Consider the following 18,663-nt stretch of genomic DNA (forward strand, 5'->3'; position numbering starts at 1 on the left):
ATGCAACTACGTGAGGTGGTGATCACCGGCGCTTTGCGCACGGCGATCGGGGATTTCGGCGGCAGCCTCAAAGACGCCAGGCCGAGTGAGCTGGCAACCCAACTGGTTGCCGAATCGGTCAAGCGCTACGGCGTGGACCCGGCGAGCGTGGGGCACTGCGTGTTCGGTAACGTACTGCCGACCGAGTCGCGCGATCTGTATCTCTCGCGGGTGGCTGCGCTGGAAGGGGGCCTGACCGAGCGCTGCGTCGCCATGTCGGTGAACCGGCTCTGTGGCAGCGGGTTGCAAGCGGTCATCAGTGCGGCGCAGCAGCTTCAACTCGGCCTTTGCCAGGCGGCGATCGCGGGCGGCGCCGAGTCCATGAGCCGCGCGCCCTACCTGCTGCCCGCGGCCCGCTTTGGCCAGCGGATGGGAGACGGCCAGACACTCGACCTGATGGTTGGCGCGCTGACCTGTCCGATCAACCGTTATCACATGGGAATCACGGCGGAAAACGTCGCCGAGCGCTACGGCATCAGCCGTGCGCAGCAGGACGCTCTCGCCCTGGAAAGCCACCGCCGGGCGGCTCGCGCCATCGCCGAGGGGCGCTTCGCCGGGCAGGTCGTCCCCGTGGAGCTGAAAACCCGCAAGGGCACCCGGTCGTTCGACACCGATGAGCACGTGCGCCACGACTGCACGCCGGAAGAGCTGGCGGCTCTGCGCCCGGCGTTCAAGCGCGAGGGCGGCACCGTTACCGCGGGCAACGCGTCTGGCCTGAACGACGCCGCCGCGGCGCTGTTGCTGATGGACCGCGAGTACGCCGAGGCCAACGGCCACCAGGCCATGGCGCGGCTGGTCGACTATCAGGTGTCCGGCGTGGCACCCGAGATCATGGGTATCGGCCCGGTGCCGGCGGTGCGCGAGCTGCTGGCGCGCAACGGGCTGGAGATCGGCGATATCGATTTCTTCGAGCTCAACGAGGCCTTCGCGGCCCAGGCTCTGGCGGTGGTGCAGCAGCTCGACCTGCCGCTGGAAAAGGTCAACCCCAACGGCAGCGGCATCTCCCTCGGCCACCCCATCGGCGCCACCGGGGCGATCCTGATGGTCAAGGCCGTGCACGAGCTGCACCGCAGCGGCGGCCGCTTCGCCGTGGTCAGCCTGTGCGTCGGCGGCGGCCAGGGCATCGCCGCATTGCTGGAGCGCCTCTGATGACTCTTTACCAAGGGCAGGCGCTGCGCCTGGAAATGCTTGGCGACGGCTTCGCCGAGCTGGTGCTGGATCTCGACGGCTCGTCGGTCAACAAACTGGACCGCGCCACCCTGGCGGATCTGCGCGCGGCGCTGGAGGTGCTCGAGCACACCGCGTTGCGCGGGCTGCTGGTGCGCAGCGCCAAGTCGGCATTCGTGGCCGGTGCGGACGTCAGCGAATTCCCCGCGCTGTTCGAGGCCGGGGAGGGCGCGCTGCAGGCCTGGCTCGAGCAGGCGCTGGACAGCCTCGGGCGCCTGGAGTCGCTGCCTTACCCAAGCGTTGCCGCGATCAACGGATTCGCCCTTGGTGGCGGCCTGGAGCTGGCGCTGGCCACCGACTACCGGGTGCTGGCCGAGGATGCGCGGGTCGGTCTGCCGGAAGTCACGCTGGGCATTTGCCCCGGCTTCGGCGGCACGGTGCGGCTGTCGCGCCTTGTCGGCGCGGCCGATGCGCTGGACTGGCTGCTCGAGGGCAAGCCGCGGAAGGCCGGGGCGGCGTTGACGGCCGGTGTCGCCGACCGGGTGGTGGCCCCGGAAGCCTTGCGCCAAGAGGCGCTGGCGTTGCTCGGTGAGGTTGCCGAGGGCGGCGACTGGCAGGCCCGGCGCGCACGCAAGCGTCGGCCGGTGGCTGTGCCGGACGGCATCGCCGCCCGTGGCGATACGCTCGATCCGCGCTATCCGGCGCCGCAGGCGATTCTCGCTGCGGTGCAGGCCCAAGCCGGGCTGCAGTTCGCCGAGGCGCTGCAGGTCGAGCGCGAGACCTTCGTGGCCCTGGCGCGTGGGCCCGAGGCGGCCTCGCTGGTCGGGCTGTTCCTCGCCGATCAGGCGGTACGCAAGCAGGCCCGTCGGCATGCCGAAGGTGCCGCGCCGGTGCGCCGCGCCGCAGTGCTCGGCGCTGGCATCATGGGCGGCGGCATTGCCTACCAGGCGGCAGCCAGCGGCACGCCGATCCTGATGAAGGACATCCGTGCCGAGGCACTGGACCTGGGCATGCGCACCGCCACCGCCCAGCTCGACCGGCAGATCGCCAAGGGCAAGCTGAGCGAGGCACAGAAGGCGGCCATCCTCGAGCGGGTCACCCCGACGCTGGACTGGCAGGGCTTCGCCGAGGTCGATCTGCTGGTGGAGGCGGTGGTCGAGCGGGCCGACGTCAAGGCCGCGGTGCTCGGCGAAGCCGAGGGGCTGCTGGCAGCCGACGCGGTGCTGGCCTCCAACACCTCGACCATTTCCATCGACCGGCTGGCCGAAGGGCTGAAGCACCCCGAGCGCTTCTGCGGCATGCACTTCTTCAACCCGGTGCCGATGATGCCGCTGGTGGAGGTCATCCGCGGTCGCCACACAGACGAAGTGACGCTGGCGCGCACCGTGGCCTTCGCCCAGGCGCTGGGCAAGACGCCCATCGTGGTCGGCGACTGTCCGGGCTTTCTGGTCAATCGGGTGCTGTTTCCCTACTTCAACGGCTTCAACCGGCTGCTGCAGGACGGTGTCGATTTCGAGCGTATCGACCGGGTCATGGAAGCCTTCGGCTGGCCCATGGGCCCGGCCTATCTCGCCGACGTGATCGGCCTGGACACCATGGTGCATGCCGACCGGGTCCTGCAGGCGGGCTACCCCGCACGCATGGGGCATGACGGCGAACCGGTGATGGAGCAGTTGCTCGCGGCCGGCTGCCTGGGCCAGAAGAACGGCCGCGGTTTCTACCTCTACGGCACCGACGAGCAGGGCCGGCGCCAGCGCGAGCCGTCGGCCGAGGCGCGGGCGCTGCTGGGTACGCCAGGCGCCGAGGTGAGCGACCAGGACATCGTCGACCGGCTGATGATCCCGCTGTGCCTGGAAACCGTGCGCTGCCTCGAAGACGGCATCGTCGCCAGTGCCGCCGAAGCGGATATGGGCCTGGTGCTCGGCCTCGGCTTCCCGCGCTTTCGCGGTGGCGCGCTGCGCTACATCCAGAACCAGGGGCTCGCCGAGTTCGCCGCCCGCGCCAGGCGCCATGCACACCACGGCGGGCTGTACCAACTCACCGACGACTTCCGCGCGCGGCTGCACAGCGGCCAGCGCTACCACTAACGCACCGAGAGAAACGCACATGGCCGATTACGTCCACCCGTACCGCGACACCGAGTTCGTGCTCAATGAAGTGCTGGGCTTCGAGCGCCTATGCGCCGAGCTTGGCCTGGGCGATATCAACAGCGAGCTGGCGGCGGCAGTGCTGACCGAGGCGGGAAAACTGGGCGCCGAAGTGCTGGCGCCGCTGAACGCGATCGGCGACCGGGAAGGCGTCCGGCTGACCGAGCACGGCGTCAAGGAGGCACCCGGTTTCGCCGACGCCTATCGGTTGTTCAGCGAAGGGGGCTGGTGTTCGCTTACCGCGCCCGAGGCGTTTGGCGGGCAGGCGCTGCCGAATGTGCTGGGGACCGCGGTCAGTGAGGTCTGGCACGCGGCGAACATGGCGTTCGCGCTTTGCCCACTGCTGACCCAGGGCGCCATCGAGGCCCTGGCGCATCATGCGTCGGCACCGTTGCAGGCGCGCTATCTGCCCAGGCTGGTCAGCGGCGAGTGGACCGGCACGATGAATCTCACCGAGCCGGATGCCGGCTCCGATCTGGCGGCTGTCAAGGCGCGCGCGGTTCCCGAAGGCGAGCACTACCGCATCACCGGGCAAAAGATCTTCATCAGCTGGGGCGACCACCAGATGACAACCAACGTGATTCATCTGGTGCTTGCTCGCCTGCCGGATGCGCCTGCTGGCGTAAAGGGTATCTCGCTGTTTCTGGTGCCCAAGTTCCTGCCGAACGCCGCAGGCGAAGCCGCCGAGCCGAACGATGTGCGCTGCGTGTCGCTGGAGCACAAGCTCGGGATCCACGGCAGCCCGACCTGCACCATGAGCTTTGGCGAGCAGGGCGGGGCGATCGGCTACCTGGTCGGCGAGCCGCACGCCGGGCTGGCCTGCATGTTCACGATGATGAACCACGCGCGCCAGGCCGTGGGGCTGCAGGGCCTGGCGATTTCCGAACGCGCCTGGCAGGACGCCCGCAGCTATGCCCGCGAGCGCTTGCAGGGCACCCAGCGCGACGGCAGCCGCTACCCGATCATCCGCTTCCCCGATGTGCGCCGCATGCTGATGCAGATGAAGGCCTCGACCGAGGCCATGCGCGCCCTGGCGCTGCTCGCGGCGTCCGAACTGGACCGCGCCCGCCATGCGCCCGACCCGGCCAGCCACCGTGCCCGCCAGGGCCGCGTGGATCTCTACACGCCGATCATCAAGGGCTGGCTGACCGAGCTGGCGCAGGAGGTGACCTCGCTGGCCGTGCAGGTTCATGGCGGCATGGGCTATGTCGAAGAGACCGGTGTTGCGCGGCATTTCCGTGATGCGCGCATCCTGCCGATCTACGAGGGCACCAACGGCATCCAGGCGATGGACCTGGTAGGGCGCAAGACCCTCGCCAACGACGGAGCGTTGCTGGCCGAGCTGCTCGATGACATCGACACGACCCTCGGCCACCTGCGCCAGGATGCGCGCTGCAGCAGGCTGGCGGCGCCGCTGGCCGAGGCGCTGGCGGCTGCACGGCGAGCGCGCCAGTACCTGCTGGAGGGCGCTGCAAGCGATCCCGCGCTGCCCGGCAGCGTCGCCTTCAACCTGATGATGCTGCTGGGGTATCTGTGCGGGGGCTGGGCCATGGCGCGCTCGGCGCTGGCCGCGTCCGCCGCGCTGGCCGCCGGGCGCGGCGATCCCGCCTTCCTCGAGGCCAAGCTGGTCACCGCGGGCTTCTACGCCGACCACCTGCTACCTCGCACCGGCGCCCTGCTTGCCAGCGTGCTGGCCGGTAGCCACAGCACCATGGCGCTCGTCGAAGAGCTTTTCTGAACAGACCCGGCAGGTGCTCGCCTTACCCGCCGGCTGGGCGGCGGGCATCATCCGCTCCCGTGAGATCGAGAGGTTTTCCACATGAAAGTACTGGTCGCCGTCAAACGAGTGGTCGATTACAACGTCAAGGTCCGCGTCAAGGCGGACAACTCCGGCGTTGACCTGGCCAACGTCAAGATGTCGATGAACCCCTTCTGCGAAATCGCCGTGGAAGAAGCCGTGCGCTTGAAAGAGAAAGGCGTGGCCAGCGAAATCGTGGTCGTCTCCGTCGGCCCGAGCGCTGCCCAGGAGCAGCTGCGCACCGCCCTGGCGCTGGGCGCCGACCGCGCCGTGCTGGTCGAGGCCGCTGATGAACTCAATTCCCTGGCGATCGCCAAGCTGCTCAAGGCCGTGGTCGACAAGGAGCAACCGCAACTGATCATCCTGGGCAAGCAGGCGATCGACAGCGACAACAACCAGACCGGGCAGATGCTCGGCGCGCTGACCGGCTACGCCCAGGGCACCTTCGCCTCCAAGGTGGAAGTGACTGGCGACAAGGTCAACGTCACCCGCGAGATCGACGGCGGCCTGCAGACCGTCGCGCTGAACCTGCCGGCGATCGTCACCACCGACCTGCGCCTGAACGAGCCGCGCTACGCGTCGCTGCCGAACATCATGAAGGCCAAGAAGAAGCCGCTGGAAACCCTGACGCCCGAGGCGCTGGGCGTGACCACCACCTCGACCGTGAAGACCCTCAAGGTCGAGGCGCCGGCCGCACGCAGCGCCGGCATCAAGGTCAAGTCCGTGGCTGAACTGGTCGAGAAACTGAAGAACGAGGCGAAGGTGATCTGATGGCTATCCTGGTTATCGCTGAACACAACAACGCGGTCCTGGCGGCTGCAACCCTGAACACCGTGGCGGCGGCCGCGAAGATCGGCGGCGACATCCATGTGCTGGTCGCCGGCAGCGGCTGCGGCGCCATCGGTGAAGCGGCGGCCAAGATCGAGGGCGTGTCCAAGGTGCTGGTCGCCGACGACGCGGCCTACGCCAACCAGCTGCCGGAAAACGTCGCGCCGCTGATCGCGCAGCTTGTAGGGGAAAGTGGGGCGAAAAATTACAGCCACGTGCTGGCCCCGGCCACCACCAACGGCAAGAACTTCCTGCCGCGCGTGGCCGCGCTGCTGGATGTCGACCAGATCTCCGAGATCATTGCCGTCGAAAGCGCCGACACCTTCAAGCGCCCGATCTACGCCGGCAATGCCATCGCCACCGTGCAGTCCAGCGCCCCGATCAAGGTCATCACCGTGCGTGCCACCGGCTTCGACGCGGTGAGCGCCGAAGGCGGCTCGGCGGCCGTCGAGCAGGTCTCCGGCAGCGGTGACGCCGGCAAGTCCGCCTTCGTTGGCGAAGAGCTGGCCAAGTCGGATCGTCCGGAGCTGACCGCGGCCAAGATCGTCGTTTCCGGCGGCCGCGGCATGCAGAACGGCGACAACTTCAAGCACCTGTACTCGCTGGCCGACAAGCTCGGCGCCGCGGTCGGTGCCTCGCGCGCCGCGGTCGACGCCGGCTTCGTGCCGAACGACATGCAGGTCGGCCAGACCGGCAAGATCGTCGCGCCGCAGCTGTACATCGCCGTCGGCATCAGCGGTGCGATCCAGCACCTGGCGGGCATGAAGGACTCCAAGGTGATCGTTGCGATCAACAAGGACGAGGAAGCGCCGATCTTCCAGGTTGCCGACTACGGCCTGGTCGGCGACTTGTTCGAGATCCTGCCGGAGCTGGCCACGCAGCTGGGTTGACGGCGACCTCTTCCGGGCCCCAGGCGAGGCAGGCTGGCGACGAACGGCTAAAGCCGAGGCGGATCGGTGCTGTCCATGAAACAGCTGCCGCTCCGCCAATCGGGTTTGCGCTCGCCAGGCCGGGGCTCTAAAACCTAAGGTGCTGCCAGCCACCACCCGGCAGTGCCATACGAAGAGGATGTGATGACCACTGCCAATCAACAGTTTGCCAGCGACAACTACTCCGGCATCTGCCCCGAAGCCTGGGAGGCCATGGCGAGGGCGAATCAGGGCCACGACAAGGCCTACGGCAACGACCAATGGACCACCCGCGCCGCCGATCACTTCCGCGCGCTGTTCGACACCGACTGCGAAGTGTTCTTCGCCTTCAACGGCACGGCGGCCAACTCGCTGGCCTTGTCGTCGCTCTGCCAGAGCTACCACAGCGTCATCTGCGGCGACATTGCACACATCGAAACCGATGAGTGCGGCGCGCCGGAATTTTTTTCCAACGGCTCCAAGCTGCTGGTCGCGCGGACCGAGCAGGGCAGGCTGACGCCAGCGGCCATCCGTGAAATCGCCCTCAAGCGCAAGGATATCCATTACCCCAAGCCGCGCGTGGTAAGCCTCACCCAGGCCACCGAGGTCGGTACCGTCTACCAGCCCGAGCAACTGCGTGCCATCAGCGATACCTGCAAGGAGCTCGGGCTGCACCTGCATATGGACGGCGCGCGCTTCGCCAATGCCTGTGCGCACCTGGGCATGTCGCCCGCCGAGCTGAGCTGGAAAGCAGGCGTCGATGTGCTTTGTTTCGGTGGCACGAAGAACGGCATGGCAGTGGGCGAGGCCATCCTGTTCTTCAATCGCGAACTGGCCGTCGATTTCGAGTATCGCTGCAAGCAGGCCGGCCAGCTGGCTTCCAAGATGCGCTTTCTGTCGGCTCCCTGGGTCGGGCTGCTCGAGAACGGAGCCTGGCTGAAATACGCCGAGCATGCCAACCGCTGCGCCCAGCTGCTGGCCGAGCTGATCCGGGAACTGCCAGGCGTCGAGCTGATGTTTCCGGTGCAGGCCAACGGCGTCTTCGTCAGTCTTCCCCCCGCGGCGCTGGAAGCGCTGAGAAACCGCGGCTGGATGTTCTATACCTTCATCGGCGTCGGTGGTGCGCGCTTCATGTGCTCGTGGGACACCCGCGAAGAGTGCGTGCGCCAGCTGGCCGCTGACATACGCGCGGCCGTGACCGGCGCAGCCTAGGCGGCAATCCGGCGGCGCGGGAGTTGCGGACCGGCTCAGGCAGTCGCCGCCGGAGGGCCGGCAACGGTGACCGTTACGCTCGTTCTCCGGCCTCTCGGTCGAGGCGCGCCCCTTCGGCATTGCCCTGGCTTCGCGCATCGTAGCGATGTCGTGCGGCCCGAAACTCATCGGCGTGCCCGATTACCCACGTCCATAGCGGCACCATCTGGGCAAGCAGTCCGCGGCCAAGGGCCGTGAGTTCGTATTCGACCCGGGGCGGGACTTCGGCATGGTCCTGCCGATGGACCAGGCCGTCGCGCTCCAGCTGGCGCAGGCTGCGCGTCAGCATCCGCTGCGTTACGCCGTCCAGGCGCCTGGCCAGTTCGGCGTGGCGCAGCCGGCCGGCGACGCCAAGCGTATGAACGATTCCGAGTGACCAGCGATTGCCGGCATGACTCAGCACCTCACGGTTGAGGCCGTCGTCGTCCGCGCTCAGCGAGCGTGGCGAAGCTCAAGGGCGACCTGGCCGCCGACCCTGGTGACCCGATGAAAAAGTATCGCGCGGTATTTGCCGAGGGGCGCGGCGTGGCATGGGACAAGCGCCTGACGTTCAACGCCGCACAAGGCATCGAGCTGACAACGGCAGCGCAGTGGATCGCGCGGAACCTGGCGCCTGATCCCGGCGCGTAACCGTAGCGACTCCGTGCGGGGAAGGCTTACCCGATGGCGGCGACAGCCAGGATGAGCGCGTCGTGATCGCAGAAGCCGGCGGAACGGCATTAATCCACAAAGGCTGTGGATAATACCGTTGATATCTCCCGGATAACCGGCGCCGCGCCCTGTGTACCCTGGGCTGCCGTTAGATTGCGCATTTTTTGATCGCAAAAAAATGCTTGCAAATCAGTAGGATGTAAGCGCCCCTGGGCGGTCGTTCCGGGCCTTGCCGTTCAGCTCGAGGTGCCTGGCCCAGGGTGCCGGAGGCGCGTCGGAATACCTGCCACCGGATCGCTGCGCCATCTCTGCGCGGCGCCGCGTGCCTTGTACGCGACCCAACCAGCTGCGCGCGCACCTTTGCCACCGACCGATGCGCGCAACCGGGGCGCGCCATCGTCGCCAGCCCGGGCAGTGCGTCAGTGAGTGGATTGGGCCAGGTTCGCATAGTCGGCCGTCAGCGCCTCGAGCTTCTGCAGCAGGGATTCGCTGGTCGTGACGATGACCGTCGGTACATAGCGAGATTCATCCGCCAGTTGGAAGCCGGCCCGGGCGAAGCGCCACTGCTTGTCGATCTGGTCGAGCCGCTGGGTGATCACGGCTGTGTTCTGCCTGGCCTCGTGCAGCTCGGCCAGTCCTTCGTCGAATTCCTGAACGGCGGTGACGAATTCTCGCTTGAGCTCCGGGGCCGGCAGGTTCCAGCTCAACGCCAGGTAAAGCATGGCGATGCGCTGGCTCAGCATGCGCAGTCGCCCGCTGCGGTTGACCAGATGCGCGGCCTGGCTGCCATTGTGCTGCTCGATGCGCTTTACCAGGCCCTCACTCTGGCTGAGAAAGCGCTCGGCCAGACGCAGAACGTCCAGCGAGTTGGCCTTGTCCGGCTTGCCCAGGGCGAGCTCGCGAAACTGCTGCCAGGTAGCGAAGGCTTCGTCCACCGCCGCGCGAATCGAGGCGTTCGGCGCATAGTCGGCCAACAGCAGGCTGTTCTCTTCGGCACTGGCGACGCTATGGTCGAGCTGCGTCAGCGCCTGTTCGGTGCGGGTATCGGTGCCGATCATCAGGTAGCTCTTGGCGACGCGCTGGCTGAGCATGCGCTGTTGCCCGGCGCGGTTGACGGCTTCGGCGTCGTTGATGGCGGCCTGGCAGGGCAGAGCGCCCAGCAGCAGGCTGAGGAAAAGCAGGTGGGTCAATTTTTGGCGGATCATGCGGCCTCCTAGCTGTACGCAATCGACACGACGCCCAAGCGAGCGCCATGGCTGAACCGCGGCAGACGATAGGAGCGCCGGCCGTACGGCAAATGATGCGAATCAAGCGCTGAAGAGCCGGAAGAGGTATGCCTAGCGGGCGACCGGAGTACCTCGCCGGGCGCCAGGCCGCAGCCCTGTTGATGCGACCAGCACGGCGGCCATGGAACGGGCAATGTGCGGTTTTGTGCAGAGCGTCTCGTATGGTTGCGCCGCAGGTCGCGGTGATTGCGCATACGGCTCGCGCTGGCCGTACCCGTGGCTGCGCAGGCCGGTGGCCGAAGCGCCCAGCGCACTCGCGTCGGTCACTGGCGGCTGTCGAAACGGGCTGGAAGACCCTGCTCCACTGGGCCGGAAAAGTGCCCGAAGCGCAGGTTGCCCCGAACTCAACCTCGATAGGCCGTTCACATTTAATAAGTCACAACGGAGAACGAGGATGAAAAGACCCTTGTTGGCACTGGCCAGCCTCGCATTTGCCGTCCCGGCGTTGGGCGATGAACCGCTGGTGGTCACCCGCCTGAATGGCCTTGACCTGGAGATCGAAGAGCTTGGCGTCCCGGCGGCGTCGTCCGAAAAGGTGGATCTTCGCGGCGTTCCGGCGATCAAGGTGACCAATCGCAGCGAAGAGATCGCGTCCTGCCAGTTTCATGCGCTGCCTGAGGAAACGGCGATGACCGCGGCGCCGGCCGTGTCGATCAGCCCGAACGAGGAAGTCGTCATGCGCGTGCCCGGCAAGTATTCCGCCGGCGGTCCGCTTGCGCTGCTGGTCTGCAAGCCGGAAGGCGTGGTCAGCGGCTGATCGCCGTGGGCAGGACAGGGCCCATTCGTCGATACACAGCTCTCAGAGCCGAGGAGGCACCATGAACAGATCTTTGCTGACGCTCTCGCTCGCCGTGCTGCTGGCGGCCACCCAGCAGGCCGCGGCGCAATGGCCGGCAGGCACCCCACGCGAGGACACCGGCTCGCGCCCGAGCCCGATGGGTAATCCTGCACCGCAGCAGAAGCTCGAAACTCACCGGAACGAGCAAGGGCAGATCGTTACCGAAGATGGCCGGCTGGTGAAGGGCATGCCCGAGAACGACTCGGTACCCAACCGGAACATGCATCGAACCGAACAGGAAACCGTGACCGAAGACCCGCCACATCGCTCGGCAACGCCGGGCGAGCTGGAATGACGGCCGGCTGAACCCCAGCGCCGCCTGGGCCCGGTCGGCCGCCCGGCGACGGCTCGGGGCTGTGGCCTGCTGGCTGCCGTCGAGTCTGTGGGTAACCGGGCTCTCGCCGTGTAGCATGGGCCAGGCGGCAGTTGAGCGAGACCCTCTGTGACACAACCCAACGAGCAAACGGCTACCTCGCTGGCGAACGGCCTGTTCTGCGTCAGGCGGGCCGTTGTGGCTGATGCCCCGAGGCTGCCGGCTGTCGAGCGTTCGGCGGCCCGGGCGTTCCTCAACGTGCCGGGCCTGGAATGGCTCGCCGACAGCCCTGTCCAGCCGGTCCAACGTATCGGCGAGCTGATCGAAGGTGGCAATGCCTGGGTCGCGGCATCCGGGAGAGGCGACATCCTCGGCTTTCTCGTTGCCGAGCGCCGCGGCGACGGCCTGCACATCTGGGAGGTTTCGGTGATGCCGGCGCAGCAGGGGCAGGGCATTGGCCGTCAACTGATCGCTGCCGCCGTCTGCGCGGCGCGCGAGCAGCGTCTGGCCCGTGTAACGCTGACCACCTTTAGCGACGTGCCCTGGAACCGGCCGTTTTACGAGCGCCTGGGTTTCGTCTGCCAACCGGAGCGCGAGAGCGCTGCCTGGCTGAGAGGAATCGTCGAGCAGGAACGCGCCCAGGGCCTGACCTAGCGCTGCATCATGGCATTGGCCATCGGCCGGTAGGCCTGCACATCGAGCGGGGCAACACTGTGCGCTTCGCGCCGCTCAGCACAGGCACACCTGAACGCTTGCGGAGCGGGCGAGTGCGGCAAGCCGGCACTCGCCACTGTCGCGGATCAGAAAGCCAGGCCGACCTTGAAGCCGTATTCGTCGCGTTCCAGTTCGGCGCTGTCGGACAGGTCGTCGCCACCTTCGAGCTGGTAGTTGGTGCGGGTGTAGTAGACCCCTGCGGTGAGCGGCAGCTGACCCTCGCGGTTCATCAGCAGCGTGAGCTCGGCGTATGGGTGTGCCTTGTCCTTCAGGTCGGCGGTGTCGCTGCCGACGTCATCGATCTTCAGTTTCGCTTCGCCCTCCATCGAATAGCGGGCGCCGGCCTCGAAGCGGATCAGCGAGGGGCCGAAGTCGTGGTTATAGCCCAGCGCCGCCTTGGCGAACGGCATCTTGTTGGTCAGGCGTGCATCGTAGTCATTGTCCTCGGGCTCGAAGCGCGACCAGCTGTAACCGGCGCCGACCAGTACATCCATGTAATTGCGGGCATCCAGCGCGAAGCGCCAGCCCAGGTCGACATCGGCCTGCGCCTCCTTCACCTCGATATCGTTCTTCTCGCCGTACTTGCCGCTGATGCCAGCCTGGTAGATCAGGCCTTGCGTACCGCTCAGCTTGTTACCGAAGTCGAGAAACAGGCCGCCCTGACCGAGGTAGGCCTTGTCATCCGTATCGACATCATCGGAATCGAACTGGGTTTCGTTGTAGGCGCCGAGCACCCCGAGCCTTAGCAGCGGTTCGCCTGGCGCGGCGAAGCCCGACAAGGGGACGCACAGCGCGCCAGCGGAGAGGACGGAAAGCGAGACTACCCGAAGTTTGTTCATTCTTTTATCGCTCCAAAACATGCAAGAGGTCTTGGCGTGAGGCCGCGGCGAGCGACGGAGAAGTGTTATCGAAATATCAACTGCTGAAGACTCGCCTGTTTCGCAAAACCGTCACGCCACTATCACCGACCGCCAGGCTAGAGCGGCTGTTCGGTTCTGAAGCTGACCGAATAGCCAAGATGGAGGTGTTTCCGATGGATGGTGCGTTGAACGCGTTGTCTGAAATATCGGGTGCTGTAGCACCACGCCAGCGATTGCCGTTCGTCTGGCAGGGCCGCCAATTTATTTGTGGGCGGTCAATGGCCGGAATTAACTCCGTCTCGCTTGTTTGATCGGCCGGATATGACTGTCGTCAAAGTTTCCCGTTCGTCCGGCTTAATTCTTGATCAGCAACTTTGATTTCAACTAGCAAAGTTATTGAATCGCGCAGCCGGGCAGTCGGGAGCCGCCTGGCAGGGCCCGGCAGCCTGCCTAGACTGCGCAGTAACAACAGGCGGCGAGGGGCGGCTCCGTTTCAGGTTCTTGCGTCGCAATGTTCATTCTTCGCCTGTTGCATAACTGCCGCGAGCTCCAGCGGTAATTGCAGCCAAGAGGAGACGGTCATGCAGGCTCGGAAGTTGTACGGCCCGTTGAAGATAATTAGCGTTGTCGTGCTGGTGTTGATGGCCAGTGCCATGCTCTATGCGTTCTCCATGACTCTCATCCACTGGACCGGCATCAGCGTTTGAGGGGCAGAACATGAACAATCGCCAGGCAAGATTATTCGCCGTTGCCGCCACGGGACTGTCCGCGCTTCTGTTTCTCGGCCTTACGCTGGACAGCCACCGCCAGTTTCCCGAGCTGACCAACGCCCAGGACATCACGCCGCAAGTGCGGCACGGCATGGACGTGTGGCACAAGTACAACTGCATCAACTGCCACACGCTGTTCGGGGAAGGCGCCTATTACGCCCCGGATCTGACGAAGATCACCCAGCACCGCGGCGAGCCGTATCTGAAGGCCTACATGCGCGACCCGTCGCGCTTCTACAACGAACAGACCCACCGCCGGCTGATGCCGCGGCAGGACCTGGCCGAAGACGAGATCAGCGACCTGATCGCCTTTCTCGACTGGGTCAGCAAGGTCGACAACCAGGGCTGGCCACCGCGGCCGATCCTCGTCACCGGCAGCTTCGCGCCAGGCGCCGCGACGCTTGCGGCTGCCGGCAGCAGCGGCCAGACGCCGACCGGGGCGCGGCCGGTGGATGCCGGTGACGACCCGCGGGCGCTCGGCGAGCAGCTGTTCAAGACCGCGACGCCGGCCTGCAATGCCTGTCATTCCACCGTGCCGGGTGCGGACATGGCCGGGCCTTCGCTTGCCGGGATCGGTACGCGGGCGGCGCAGACCGTGGCCTCGCCGGACTACCACGGCAAGGCCAAGGACGCCGGCGGCTACATCCGCGAATCGATCCTGTCGCCCAGCGCCCACATCGTGCCCGGCGAGATGTATTCGGCCGACGGCACTTCGTTCATGCCCACCGGCTACAGGCAGAGCCTGTCGGACGAACAGGTCGGGCAGTTGGTGGCCTTTCTCGAAACCCTCAAGTAACCGCGAAGGGCCGCGGCCGCGGGCCGACCCAGCCAGATCAAGGGGAGACAACGATGCGCTATCAGTCCCAATCGGTGGCCTATTGGTACTTCGCCGTCGCGATGGTGCTGTTCGGCCTGCAGCTGGTGTTCGGCCTGCTCTCGGCCACCAAGTACATCGGCCCGGACCCGCTGCTGTACATCCTGCCGTTCGACGTGACCAAGGTGATCCATACGAATCTGCTGATCGTCTGGGTGCTGACCGGCTTCATGGGCGCGACCTACTGGATGATTCCCGAGGAATCGCGTACCGAACTGCACAGCACGCGGCTGGCGTACATTCAGTTGGGGCTGTGGACGCTGATGGGCGTCACCGCGATCATCGGCTACCTGTTTCGCTACGGCACCGGCAACAAGCTGCTCGAGCAGCCGCTGCCGCACAAGATCGTCATCGTTATCTGCATGCTGATCTTCCTCTACAACGTCGGCATGACCATCCGCAAGGCGCGGCGCTTCACCACCACCGAGGCGGTGCTGATGATCGGCTTCGTCAGCGCGGCGCTGCTTTACCTGCCGGCGCTGCTGCATTACGAGAACTACACCGTGTCGATCTTCTACCGCTGGTGGACCATCCACCTGTGGGTCGAGGGCGTGTGGATGATGATCATGGGCGGGTTTCTGGCCTACCTGCTGATCCGCCTGTCCGGCGCCGACCGCGAGGTGATGGAGAAGTGGCTGTACGTGATCGTCGGGCTGGTGTTCATCGCCGGGATCCTGGGCACCGCGCACCACTATTACTGGGTCGGCGTGCCCAGCTACTGGCTGCCGATCGGCGGGCTGTTCAGCGCGCTCGAGCCGCTGGCGCTGGTCGGCATGGCTGCCTATGCCTACGGTGCGATCCGCCGTTCGGGGCTGGCCCACCCGAATACGCTGGCGCTGCACTGGACGATCGGCAGCGCGGTGTTCTCGCTGTTCGGCGCCGGCCTGCTGGGCCTGGCGCATACCTGGCCGAGCGTGAACAAGTGGACCCACGGCACCCTGATCACCGCCATGCACGGGCATGCCGCCTTCTATGGCGCCTACGCGATGATCGTGCTGGCGATGATCAGCTATGCGCTGCCGTCGCTGACCGGCGGGCGCCGCGAGCAGGGCAGCACGCTGGGCTACTGGGCGTTCTGGCTGCAGATCAGCGGGATGTTCGGCATGACGCTGTCGTTCGCCACCGCCGGCATCGCGCAGGTCTACCTGGAGCGGATCATGGGCATGGGCTATCTCGATGCGCAGCTCAAGATCCAGATTCACTTCGTCATGCTGATCGCCACGGCCTCGCTGTTCACCGTGGGCGTGGCGCTGTTCATCTATGACTTCTTCCGCCACGCGCCACGCCTGGTGGTCGATGAGCCTGCCCCCGCGCCGGCGCCGGTGCGTTCGGCATGAACCTGCCGGAGCAACCGACGGCGCTGCGCCCCCATGAGGAGCCGTTCTACCTGCCCGTGGGCGACGAGGTGGCGCTGTTCGAGCGCTGCCACGCGCGCGGACTGGCGGTGATGCTCAAGGGGCCGACCGGCTGCGGCAAGACGCGTTTCATCGAGCACATGGCCTGGCGCCTCGGCCGACCGCTGGTGACCATCGCCTGCCATGACGACCTGTCGGCCAGCGACCTGATCGGCCGGTTCCTGATCCGCCATGACGGCACCGCCTGGCAGGACGGGCCCTTGACCCGAGCGGTGCGCGAAGGCGCCATCTGTTACCTGGACGAGGTCGTCGAGGCGCGGCAGGACACCGTCGTGGTGCTGCATGCGCTGACCGATCACCGTCGCCTGCTGCCGATCGACAAGACTGGCGAGCTGCTGCAGGCCCCGCCCGGGTTCCAGCTCGTGGTGTCCTACAACCCCGGCTACCAGCGCATGCTCAAGGACCTCAAGCCCAGCACCCGTCAGCGCTTCGTGGCGCTGGACCTGGGCTTTCCGGATGCCGACCGCGAGGCCTGCATCGTCCAGCGCGAAAGCGGGGTCGATGCGCCCACGGCGCGTTCGCTGGTCGCCCTGGCGCAGCGGCTGCGGGCGCTGCGTGACCGCGGCCTGAGCGAAGTGCCGAGCACCCGGCTGCTGGTCGCTGCCGGTGCGCTTTGCGCGCAGGGCATCGAGATTCGCGCGGCCTGCCTGGCGGCGATCGTTTCGCCGCTGTCGGACGACGAAACACTGGTCGACGCGATGCGCGATCTGGTCGACGGCACCTTCATCTAGCCATGGCCGAAGCCGAGGAAGTCCTCACCGATGCGGCGCGTCATGCGACGGTCTTCGCCCAGCGCCTGTGGCAGCGCTATCGGCCTGCGCCGCCCGCGGCGCCCATGCTGTCGCTCGAGGCGGTTGCCGAGCGTCTCGACCTGCTGCTGCTCGCGGTGCTCGGCCAACCCGTAACGTTGCGCGTGGCCCAACCGCCGGCACGCGCTACCTGGTTGGCGCGCTGTTTCGGCCGCAGCCCCCGGCCGTACCGGCGCGAGCCGGTACCGGCTACGGACGGGCGCCAGCTGTGGCTGCCGCGCGGGCTTCACGTAGCCGACCAGGGGCGGGCAGCGGTGCTCTACAAGGCCATGGCATTGCATCAGGCGATGCGGATTCGCCGCGGCAGCGCGCAGGCGGCCTGGCGCACGCTGCCGCCGCTGGCCGGCGCGCTTTATCAGCTGTTCGAGGCACATGCCGCCGAGTGCGACCTGCTGCGCGAACTGCCGGGCTGCGCAGCCGACCTGCAGGCGTTGCGCGCCGAATGCCTGGCGCGCCGGCCGCCGCTCTCTGCTTTCGGCCCGGCGCGGCGAGGTGTGGAACACCGCGTTCGCGCGCTGCTCGCCGGGCGGGCCGCTGGCTTTCCCGTGGCCACTTCGCCGGCTGACTCGATGGCGCTCGCCATGCAACTGCTCGAAGGCTGGCCGGCCCTGGCGCCGGGAGACGCCCTCGGTGACGAGCCCCTGTTCGCGGATTTCTGGACCGGCTGCCTGCTCGAACCCGCGCCCGAGCGCTGTCCGGTGACAGAAGCCCGGCGCGGCGAGCAGAGCGACACGCCGCCGCGCAGCGCGCGCCTGGCGCGGCGCCCCGAGGTCCGCCAGGCGCACGACGAGGAACGGCAGGCGGATGGGCCGGGCCCGCTGATGATCCAGCTCGACGAGCCGCATCCGCACGCCGAGGACCCGCTGGGGCTGCAGCGTCCCATCGACCGGGACGACGGCGCCGACGCCGAGCTCTATGGCGAGCTGCTCGGCGAGTTGCCCCGTGCACGCCTGGTCAGCTCACCGGGACAGCCGCGCGAGGTGCTGCTCAGCGACGACCCGCCGGAGCCTGCGCAGCGGCTGGCTGCGCCGCCGGGATTGGCGAGCGCGCAGGGCTGCGTCTACCCCGAATGGGACCATCGAACCGGCCGTTACGCCGAGCAGGGCGCGACGGTCCGGCCCGGCGTGGCGCAAGCCGGCAGCGAGGCCTGGGTGGCGCAGACGCTCGAGGCACACCGGGGCATGCTGGCCGGGATCCGCAGGCGCTTCGAACTGCTGCGCGCGCGCCGGGTGTGGCTGCGCGCGCAGGTCGAGGGCGACGAGCTGGATGTCGATGCCTACGTCGATGCAGCGGCGGCGATGCAGGCCGGGCAGGGGCTGAGCGACCGGCTCTACCAGGCCAACCACGCGCAGCAGCGGGACCTGGCGATCCTCGTCTTGATCGATGTCAGCGGCTCCACCGACAGCTGGGTCTCGCAGGGGCGGCGGGTCATCGACGTCGAGCGCGAAGCCCTGCTGCTGCTCTGCATCGCCCTGCAGGGGCTGGGCTCACCCTATGCGGTACAGGCCTTTTCCGGGCAGGGCCGCGATGCGGTCAGCGTGCGCGAGCTCAAGGGTTTCGACGAGGCATACAGCCAGGGCGTTGCCTTGCGGATCGCGGCACTGGAGCCGGAGCACTACACCCGTTGCGGCGCGGCCATCCGGCATGCCAGCACAGCACTCATGGCGCAGCCGGCCGCGCATCGCCTGCTGCTGGTGCTCTCCGACGGCAAACCCAGTGACGAGGATCAGTACACGGGGCCGTACGGCGTGGAGGACAGCCGGCAGGCCGTGCTGGAGGCCACGCTGCAGGGGATTTCGCCGTTCTGCCTGACGATCGACCGGCAGGCCGGTGCCTACCTGCCGCGAATGTTCGGCGCGTCCCGCTATGCGCTGCTGCCCCGGCCCGATCTGCTGCCGACGGTGCTGCTCGACTGGATGCGCCGCCTGCTGCAGCGCTGAAGGATGCACCAGAACGAGGCATTCCCGGACGGCTGCCCTTCAGAGTCGCGGCTGC

18 protein-coding genes are annotated in these 18,663 nt (G+C 67.2%); 14 read left to right on the forward strand and 4 right to left on the reverse strand.

Going from position 1 to position 18,663, the window contains the following annotated elements:
* From bktB to CL52_RS08650, 6 genes are all read left to right on the forward strand, one after another.
* The gene (gene bktB, locus CL52_RS08625) at positions 1 to 1,188 is read left to right on the forward strand and encodes a beta-ketothiolase BktB (RefSeq protein WP_043219856.1); all 1,188 of its coding nucleotides are present in this window, start codon (positions 1 to 3) and stop codon (positions 1,186 to 1,188) included.
* Positions 1,188 to 3,293: a fatty acid oxidation complex subunit alpha FadB gene (gene fadB, locus CL52_RS08630; protein WP_043219858.1), complete on the forward strand. Its 2,106-nt coding sequence runs from the start codon at positions 1,188 to 1,190 to the stop codon at positions 3,291 to 3,293. Before bktB ends, fadB begins: the two co-directional genes overlap by 1 nt.
* 19 nt (positions 3,294 to 3,312) lie before the next feature.
* Positions 3,313 to 5,091 (forward strand): acyl-CoA dehydrogenase, encoded by a 1,779-nt coding sequence (locus CL52_RS08635; RefSeq protein ID WP_043219860.1) that lies wholly within the window; start codon positions 3,313 to 3,315, stop codon positions 5,089 to 5,091.
* An 81-nt stretch (positions 5,092 to 5,172) separates the two neighbouring features.
* Positions 5,173 to 5,922, forward strand: coding sequence for an electron transfer flavoprotein subunit beta/FixA family protein (locus CL52_RS08640; RefSeq protein ID WP_043219862.1), 750 nt, complete (start codon positions 5,173 to 5,175; stop codon positions 5,920 to 5,922).
* Positions 5,922 to 6,869 carry an electron transfer flavoprotein subunit alpha/FixB family protein gene (locus tag CL52_RS08645; RefSeq protein WP_043219864.1) on the forward strand — a complete coding sequence of 316 codons (948 nt, stop codon included), beginning with the start codon at positions 5,922 to 5,924 and terminating at the stop codon, positions 6,867 to 6,869. The genes CL52_RS08640 and CL52_RS08645 overlap by 1 nt, the downstream gene beginning before the upstream one ends.
* A 183-nt stretch (positions 6,870 to 7,052) precedes the next feature.
* Positions 7,053 to 8,099: a threonine aldolase family protein gene (locus CL52_RS08650; RefSeq protein ID WP_043219867.1), complete on the forward strand. Its 1,047-nt coding sequence runs from the start codon at positions 7,053 to 7,055 to the stop codon at positions 8,097 to 8,099.
* A 73-nt stretch (positions 8,100 to 8,172) separates the two neighbouring features.
* On the opposite strand, the gene CL52_RS20625 is transcribed toward CL52_RS08650, so the two are convergent.
* A complete protein-coding gene (locus CL52_RS20625; protein WP_074519841.1) occupies positions 8,173 to 8,574 on the reverse strand; it encodes a winged helix-turn-helix transcriptional regulator in 402 nt (133 codons plus the stop codon).
* Positions 8,575 to 8,579: 5 nt separating this feature from the next.
* Here CL52_RS20625 and CL52_RS08655 point away from each other — a divergent pair, with 5 nt between their 5' ends.
* Positions 8,580 to 8,768 carry a hypothetical protein gene (locus CL52_RS08655; protein ID WP_043219871.1) on the forward strand — a complete coding sequence of 63 codons (189 nt, stop codon included), beginning with the start codon at positions 8,580 to 8,582 and terminating at the stop codon, positions 8,766 to 8,768.
* 440 nt (positions 8,769 to 9,208) lie between these two features.
* Here CL52_RS08655 and CL52_RS08660 read toward each other — a convergent pair whose 3' ends face one another.
* Positions 9,209 to 9,994, reverse strand: coding sequence for a type IV pili methyl-accepting chemotaxis transducer N-terminal domain-containing protein (locus CL52_RS08660; RefSeq protein WP_043219873.1), 786 nt, complete (start codon positions 9,992 to 9,994; stop codon positions 9,209 to 9,211).
* A gap of 475 nt (positions 9,995 to 10,469) precedes the next feature.
* On the opposite strand from CL52_RS08660, the gene CL52_RS08665 reads away from it, so the two are divergent.
* The 3 genes from CL52_RS08665 to CL52_RS08675 all read left to right on the forward strand — a co-directional run bounded on the left by CL52_RS08665 (position 10,470) and on the right by CL52_RS08675 (position 11,880).
* Positions 10,470 to 10,832 (forward strand): hypothetical protein, encoded by a 363-nt coding sequence (locus tag CL52_RS08665; protein WP_043219874.1) that lies wholly within the window; start codon positions 10,470 to 10,472, stop codon positions 10,830 to 10,832.
* 61 nt (positions 10,833 to 10,893) lie between these two features.
* Positions 10,894 to 11,208 carry a hypothetical protein gene (locus CL52_RS08670; RefSeq protein WP_174606282.1) on the forward strand — a complete coding sequence of 105 codons (315 nt, stop codon included), beginning with the start codon at positions 10,894 to 10,896 and terminating at the stop codon, positions 11,206 to 11,208.
* A gap of 147 nt (positions 11,209 to 11,355) precedes the next feature.
* Entirely contained in the window at positions 11,356 to 11,880 is a 525-nt protein-coding gene (locus CL52_RS08675; protein ID WP_082041979.1) for a GNAT family N-acetyltransferase, read from the forward strand.
* 146 nt (positions 11,881 to 12,026) lie between these two features.
* Here the strand turns inward: CL52_RS08675 and CL52_RS08680 are convergent, their stop codons facing one another.
* Positions 12,027 to 12,779, reverse strand: a complete 753-nt coding sequence (locus CL52_RS08680) for an outer membrane beta-barrel protein (RefSeq protein ID WP_043219878.1) — start codon at positions 12,777 to 12,779, stop codon at positions 12,027 to 12,029.
* A gap of 514 nt (positions 12,780 to 13,293) precedes the next feature.
* Positions 13,294 to 13,455, reverse strand: coding sequence for a hypothetical protein (locus CL52_RS21225; protein WP_158052526.1), 162 nt, complete (start codon positions 13,453 to 13,455; stop codon positions 13,294 to 13,296).
* Positions 13,456 to 13,517: 62 nt separating this feature from the next.
* On the opposite strand from CL52_RS21225, the gene CL52_RS08685 reads away from it, so the two are divergent.
* The 4 genes from CL52_RS08685 to CL52_RS08700 are packed head-to-tail and all read left to right on the forward strand — an operon-like array spanning position 13,518 to position 18,608.
* A complete protein-coding gene (locus CL52_RS08685) occupies positions 13,518 to 14,366 on the forward strand; it encodes a c-type cytochrome (protein WP_043219880.1) in 849 nt (282 codons plus the stop codon).
* A 53-nt stretch (positions 14,367 to 14,419) separates the two neighbouring features.
* Positions 14,420 to 15,781, forward strand: a complete 1,362-nt coding sequence (locus CL52_RS08690; protein ID WP_041110629.1) for a cbb3-type cytochrome c oxidase subunit I — start codon at positions 14,420 to 14,422, stop codon at positions 15,779 to 15,781.
* Entirely contained in the window at positions 15,778 to 16,590 is an 813-nt protein-coding gene (locus CL52_RS08695) for a CbbQ/NirQ/NorQ/GpvN family protein (protein WP_052264531.1), read from the forward strand. The genes CL52_RS08690 and CL52_RS08695 overlap by 4 nt, the downstream gene beginning before the upstream one ends.
* Positions 16,591 to 16,592: 2 nt before the next feature.
* Entirely contained in the window at positions 16,593 to 18,608 is a 2,016-nt protein-coding gene (locus CL52_RS08700; RefSeq protein ID WP_043219882.1) for a nitric oxide reductase activation protein NorD, read from the forward strand.
* Positions 18,609 to 18,663 lie beyond the last annotated feature (55 nt).

Origin of the sequence: Stutzerimonas balearica DSM 6083 (genome assembly GCF_000818015.1) — a bacterium.
GTDB lineage: Bacteria > Pseudomonadota > Gammaproteobacteria > Pseudomonadales > Pseudomonadaceae > Stutzerimonas > Stutzerimonas balearica.